Below are 6,626 nucleotides of genomic sequence, written 5' to 3'. Positions count from 1 at the left end.
CCGCCTCGGCAGATTGACCCCCATTGAATTCGAGACCATCATCAACCACGAGGCCCCTCAGGCCGCGTGACTAACCCTGTCACCTATCCGTGCACCAGGCCCGTGCGTCTGACGAAAGTGGTTGCGTTTGTGCAAACGCAACCACTTCTGGCGTACGCAACCAGTTCTGACAAGCGCGACCACTTCCCAGGTACGCAACCACTTCCCACGTACGCAACCAGTTCACGTTGCGACAAACGCAACCACTTCCCACCCCTCGCCCGAAATGTCCGTTGTTTGAGCAACTGCACAGCTGGGTACACACCATTTGTAGGAGTGAACCCAATTCGAGGAGTGAACCATGAGACGTGTCCCATGGGGAGTGATTGCTTATCTGTGTGCTCTCGCGGCGTTCGCCGTCGGCGGCACGTTCATCGTCGCACTGGCGTCGAGGAACATGTGGGCGGTCACGCTCGGCATCGTGTTCCTGGTGCTGATGGGGGTGATCGGGATCTGCCTGAAGATGCGTGCCAAGTACGTCTTCGACCCGGAGGCACAAGCTGAGTACGGCCACGACCTGATGAGCGGTGATACACCTGACCCGCTCGTGCGTGAGTACGAGGACAAGTACCGCGGCGGCCACCACGCGTCCGAGGAGCAGGCGCACACCGGCGAGATCGACATGAGCGAGAATCGCGCCAATGAGCATGCCGATGCCGAGCATGCTGACAACTACGGTGCACACAGCAGAGAGCGCGCATCGAACAAGCGCTGACTCGACGTTGCGCTCCTCGCCCGTTGGCTACCCTGGATCACGGGGGTAGCACCGGCGAGGAGATGCGACGGCTTCACCTGACCCAGCCGACGATGATCGGCTGATCCCAGACATCGGCACACACGAGGCTCGCCGACGTGAGTCGCTGCATCTGTGCGTCCCGCAACTGCCGGTGGAGAGCGTGATCGCGCGGATGCGGTCGTCTGTCCCCGATTCTGCGGAATACCGCGCATTCCGGGATCGGGCGGTGGAGCTGGGTGTCCCGATCGGCGATCGGCTCGCTCGCCGTTACCAACATCGCGGGGAGCCACTCGACGATCTGACCCAGGTGGCCCGACTGGGGATCGTGGAGGCGGTCGACCGCTTCGACCCGCAGCGCCGCTACGCGTTCGTGTCCTTCGCGGTGGCGACGGTGCTCGGTGAGCTCAAGCGGCACTTCCGCGACGGCACGTGGGCACTGCACGTGACACGAGACGGCAAGGAGCGTCGCGCTCGACTCGTGGCGGCCAGCGATGAACTCTTCCAACGACTCGGTCGGACTCCGACACGAAGTGAGGTCGCCACCGAACTGGGCGTCGGCGACGACGTGATCGAGGACGGTCTTCTCGCCGATTCCGCCTACCGGCCTACGACGGTTGATGACGGCGGCAGCTCCGCGTTGGAGCTTCCCGCAGCCGAGTGCCGTGACTACGACGAGATCGACGATGCCGTGGGGCTCGCCCCGGCGCTGCGTCAGCTGTCCTCCGCCGAGCAGAAGGTGCTCGTGTACCGGTTCGTCCTCGAGCTGACCCAATCCGAGATCGCCGCCCGGCTCGGCGTGTCCCAGATGCAGGTGTCGCGAGTGCTGCGGCAGGCGCTGGAGGCGCTGAGGGCGGCGCTGCGTGGTCCGTGAGATTCCGCCGACACCTTCGCGACCTGTCCGATTCGCAGTGAAACCGCAGGTAGTGGCGCGATTTGCATCTGCGACGATCGAGTGTGTAACGTTGTGTTCACCAACGCGGGGTGGAGCAGCTCGGTAGCTCGCTGGGCTCATAACCCAGAGGTCGCAGGTTCGAATCCTGTCCCCGCTACCACTGAAGTGAAAAAGCCGGTGTCCGAGAGGGCACCGGCTTTTTCGTATCCTCACCCACCCCCTCGCCCGCTCGCTCCCGCCCAGACGTAACCAGGAATCTACCCACCGCAACATCCACGAAACAGACTTCGTGAACCATATGACCGTTGCACACTGATCTGTGAAACAGATGTTCATGGGGCGCGAGGGGGAATTTCTGCGGTGCTGGGCTATGTCCTGAGGCGGCTGGCGAACTATGTCGTCCTCCTGTTGATCGCCACGTTCCTCACCTACATCCTCGCCTCGTACACCTTCGAGCCGCTCGCCTCGCTCCTCGGGCGCAACCCGCCGGTGCCGCCACAGGTGCTCGCGGCCAAGCGGGAGGCGCTACACCTCGACGAGAACCCGTTCCTGCGCTATTTCTCCTGGCTGGGTGATCTGCTGTTCCACGGCAGTTTCGGGCAGACGATCGCGGCGGGATCGGTCAACGACGAGTTGTGGCGGCGCATCGGCGTCAGCCTGCGATTGGTGACCATCGGCACCATCCTCGGCGCGGTGTTCGGCACCCTCATCGGCGCGTATTCGGCTGTGCGCCAGTACAAGCTGTTCGATCACATCTCCACGGTGATCTCGTTCATCCTCATCAGCATCCCGGTGCTCGTACTCGCGCCGGTGCTCAAATACCTTGCCGTGCAGTTCAATCAGTCCACCGGAACCACCTTCTTCCAGTACACCGGGGAGACATCGGCGACGCTGTCCGGCGGCCTCGGCGACGAGATCGTCAACCGCGCACAACACCTGCTGGTGCCCACGATCCTGCTGATCCTGTTCACCATCGGTTCCTACAGCCGCTACATGCGCGCGTCGATGCTCGACGAGATGCACTCCGACTACATCCGCACCGCACGCGCGAAGGGGCTCACCCGCGGCCGGGCGATCTTCCGGCACGGCTTTCGCACCGCACTCATCCCGATGGCCACCCTCTTCGCCTTCGGCATCGGCGCGATCATCACCGGCGCGACCTTCACCGAGAGAGTGTTCGGCTGGTACGGGATGGGAGACTGGCTCATCTACGGCATCGACACCCAGGACATCAACATCACACTCGCGGTGGCGTTCTTCTCCGCACTCTCGGTGCTGCTGTCGGGACTGCTGTCCGACATCATCACCGCCGCACTCGATCCGCGGGTCCGCGTCTTATGGCCACGAGCCGTACGCACACCGCATCCGATCGGCGTTCTTCCTCGGCGGTCACCGCCGCCGATCCGAGTTCTCGTGAGGCCCACCGGCAGAAAGATCTCACCCCATGACCATGTCGCTGGATCCCACCGAGTTGACGGTTGCGGCCGATCCCGCATCCGCACCGGTAGGACGAGTACGACTCATCGTCCGGCGCTTTATGCGCAACAAGCTGGCGCTGTTCGGTGTGCTGGTACTCGTCGTGATGTTCGTCGCGGCGTTCGCGCTGCCACCACTGCTGCCCTACGCCTATGACGACATCGACCCGTACGCACTGACCTCGCCGCCCTCACCGCAGCACTGGTTCGGTACCAACCAGATCGGCCAGGATGTGCTCGCGCAGACGCTGCGCGGCCTGCAGAAGTCGCTCATCATCGGCCTGCTCGTCGCGGTGATCTCCACCGGCGTCGCCGGCGTGGTCGGTGCCATCGCCGGATACTTCGGCGGCTGGACCGACCGTGGACTGATGTGGATCACCGATCTTCTGCTGGTGGTGCCGAGTTTCCTGGTGATCGCCATCTGCAGTCCGCTGTTCCGCGACAAGAGCTTTCTGATCCTGGTGCTGCTGCTCGCGCTGTTCTCCTGGATGATCACCGCGCGCATGGTCCGCTCCATCACCACCTCGTTGCGCGAACGTGACTATGTGCGGGCAGCCAAGTACATGGGCGCATCCTCGCGCACCATCGTGTTCCGCCACATCCTCCCGTCGATGGCCTCGCTGCTGATCGTCGACGTCACACTGAATGTGGGCGTCGCGATCGTGGGGGAGGCGAGTCTGAGCTACTTCGGCTTCGGCGTCCAACGCCCCGACGTGTCGCTGGGCACGTTGATCGCCGAGGGCACCTCCTCGGCGCTGACCTACCCCTGGCTCTTCGGATTCTGCTGTGGCGCACTGGTGTTGATCGTGCTGGCGGCGAACTTCATCGGCGACGGACTGCGTGATGCGATCGACCCCGAGTCGAAGGCCGGTGGCGCATGAGCGTTCTGTGCGTTCGTGATCTGCACGTCGAATTCGGATCCGAAGAAGGAACGGTTCACGCTGTGCGTGGCGTCAGCTATGACGTCGAGCCCGGTGAAGTGCTCGCGGTGGTGGGCGAATCCGGCTCGGGGAAGTCGGTGTCAAGCTTGGCGGTGATGGGACTGCTGCCCGAGACCGCGCGGATCCGTGGGTCGATCACCCTCGGCGACCGTGAGCTGCTGGGCCTGTCCGACAAGGAGATGTCACGGCTTCGGGGTCGCTCGGTGTCGATGATCAGTCAGGATCCGCTGACCGCGCTCACGCCCATCTTCCGTATCGGCGACCAGATCGCCGAGGCGATCGAGGTGCACAACAAGAGCCTGTCGCACAAGGCGATCGACGCGCGGGTGCAGGAACTGCTCACTTCGGTGGGTATCCGGGATGCGGCTGCACGGGCACGCGCGTACCCGCATGAGTTCTCCGGCGGTATGCGTCAACGGGTGATGATCGCGATGGCGATCGCCAACGAACCCGACCTCATCATCGCCGACGAGCCGACCACCGCACTCGACGTGACGATCCAGGCGCAGATCCTGTCGCTGCTGCGGCAGGCCCAACGCGAGACCGGCGCGGCGATGGTGTTCATCACGCACGATCTCGGGGTGGTGGCGGGCATCGCTGATCGCGCGATGGTGATGTACGCGGGTAAGGCTGTCGAAACCGCCACGGCGACCGAACTGTTCGCGCATCCCTCGATGCCGTATACGGTCGGGCTGCTCGGAGCGGTCCCGCGTCTGGACACTCCCGCACAGAGCCGTCTGATTCCGATCGAGGGGTCGCCGCCGTCGCTGGTGACACTGCCGAGCGGCTGTACCTTCGCGCCGCGATGTCCGGTGGCGATCGAGGCGTGCCTGCAGGGCGAGCCGCCGCTGGAGGAGGTGGCGCCCGACCACCGCGCCGCATGTGTCAACACTGCCGCCGCACGGCGACCCGCTGAGATCGTCTATGACGTCGACGTGGAGCCGGAGACCGCCGTTGAGCCTGTCGACGGCGATGTGGTGCTGGCGGTGCAGGATCTCCGCAAGTCCTACACCACCTACCGAGGGTCGGTCTTCCGTCGCGCAGTCGGGGCGTTCCAAGCCGTCGACGGAGTGAGTTTCACCTTGCGACAAGGCAAGACGCTGGCCATCGTCGGCGAGTCGGGGTGTGGGAAGTCGACCACGCTGCGCGCGATCATGGACTTCACCCGACCCGAGAGCGGCACGATCTCGGTGTGTGGGCAGCAGCCCTACGACCTCGACGCGGCGGGGCAGCGACGCCTGCGATCCAAGATCCAGATGGTGTTCCAGGATCCGATGGCCTCCCTCGACCCGCGACTGCCTGTTGCGGAGATCATCGGCGAGCCGCTGCGCATCCACGGTGTGGACGGATCGCAGCGCTCGCAGCGGGTGGCCGAGCTCCTCGACCAGGTGGGTCTGAGCAGCACTGTGGGCGAGCGGTTTCCGACGCAGTTCTCCGGAGGCCAGCGCCAGCGCATCGCGATCGCTCGCGCGCTGGCGCTCAAACCTGACATCCTCGTGCTCGACGAGCCGGTATCGGCGCTGGACGTGTCGATTCAGGCCGGTGTGCTCAATCTGCTCGCCGACCTGCAGGACGAACTCGGTCTGGCCTACCTGTTCGTCTCCCACGATCTGTCGGTGGTGGCCCATCTCGCCGACGACGTCGCGGTGATGAGCGACGGCCGATTCGTGGAAACCGGCCCGGCGCAGCAGGTGTTCACCGATCCTCAGCATGAGTACACCCGAGCGCTTCTGGAGGCGGTACCCGTACCCGACCCGGAAATCTCGCGACGTCGATTCGACCGCGGCGACACCGAGGTCGTGGAGTCCGGATTCAGCAGAACCGCCTGACCATCACGACCGTATGAGCACCAGCCCATCTGAGAAAGGACAACTCCCTACGATGTCTCGCCGAACACTCACCCGATTCGCGGTGCCGGCCACCCTGGTGACCGCGTGCGCGCTGATCGCCTCCGGCTGCAGCTCCGGCGATTCCGGACCGAACGCCTCCGCACCGAGCTCATTCAAGACGGTCGCGCAGATCAACGCCCATCCGGTATCCGACCTCAAACAGGGTGGAAACCTGAATTATCCGATCTCACAGGTGGTCGCGAACTACAACTACGACGACGTCAACGGTGCGAGTGTCGACCTCAACAACATCTACGAGGCGTCGATGCCGACGCCGGAGAAGGCCGATGCAGACGGCTCGGTGCACACCGACACCGACTACTTCACCTCCATCGACTCCGCGACTGTGAACGGCAAGTTCACCGTCACCTACAACATCAATCCGAAGGCCAAGTGGAGCAACGGCCGCCCCATCGACTGGACCGACCTCAAGGCCAACTGGAATGCCCAGAACGGTAAGGACACCACCTACGAGATCGCCGCATCCAACGGCTACGACCAGATCGAGTCGGTGGTCCGAGGCACCAACGACCAGCAGGCCGTCGTCACCTACACTAAGCCTCGATCCACCGATTTGTACCTGTCCGGGGGATGAGGGATAGACGAAATGCCCTGTCTGAGTGACAGAATGGGACTTGCTCAGGGTTCCATCGG

5 protein-coding genes, 1 tRNA gene and 1 pseudogene are annotated in these 6,626 nt (G+C 64.0%); all 7 read left to right on the top strand.

The genetic code is table 11. The features are described from left to right. The first annotated feature begins 340 nt into the window (after positions 1-340). The 7 genes and pseudogenes from IEW22_RS19445 (at position 341) to IEW22_RS19415 (ending at position 6,567) form a co-directional block, all read left to right on the top strand. Entirely contained in the window at positions 341-754 is a 414-nt protein-coding gene (locus tag IEW22_RS19445) for a hypothetical protein (protein ID WP_188588977.1), read from the top strand. A 181-nt stretch (positions 755-935) separates the two neighbouring features. Further along, the gene (locus tag IEW22_RS19440; protein ID WP_229742925.1) at positions 936-1,646 is read left to right on the top strand and encodes a sigma-70 family RNA polymerase sigma factor; all 711 of its coding nucleotides are present in this window, start codon (positions 936-938) and stop codon (positions 1,644-1,646) included. 104 nt (positions 1,647-1,750) lie between these two features. Continuing rightward, positions 1,751-1,827, top strand: a tRNA-Met gene (locus tag IEW22_RS19435). A 200-nt stretch (positions 1,828-2,027) separates the two neighbouring features. Continuing rightward, positions 2,028-3,002 (top strand): annotated as a pseudogene (locus tag IEW22_RS19430) (ABC transporter permease); the annotation flags it as partial. 115 nt (positions 3,003-3,117) lie between these two features. Then, a complete protein-coding gene (locus tag IEW22_RS19425; RefSeq protein ID WP_373284263.1) occupies positions 3,118-4,023 on the top strand; it encodes an ABC transporter permease in 906 nt (301 codons plus the stop codon). Next, the gene (locus tag IEW22_RS19420; protein ID WP_188588970.1) at positions 4,020-5,912 is read left to right on the top strand and encodes an ABC transporter ATP-binding protein; all 1,893 of its coding nucleotides are present in this window, start codon (positions 4,020-4,022) and stop codon (positions 5,910-5,912) included. Before IEW22_RS19425 ends, IEW22_RS19420 begins: the two co-directional genes overlap by 4 nt. Before the next feature lie 52 nt (positions 5,913-5,964). Then, the gene (locus IEW22_RS19415; protein ID WP_188588969.1) at positions 5,965-6,567 is read left to right on the top strand and encodes an ABC transporter substrate-binding protein; all 603 of its coding nucleotides are present in this window, start codon (positions 5,965-5,967) and stop codon (positions 6,565-6,567) included. Positions 6,568-6,626 lie beyond the last annotated feature (59 nt).

The sequence above is a fragment of the Gordonia jinhuaensis genome (assembly GCF_014639795.1).
GTDB lineage: Bacteria > Actinomycetota > Actinomycetes > Mycobacteriales > Mycobacteriaceae > Gordonia_B > Gordonia_B jinhuaensis.
Note: the sequence above shows the minus strand (reverse complement) of the source record. Positions and strands in the feature narration are given on the sequence as shown.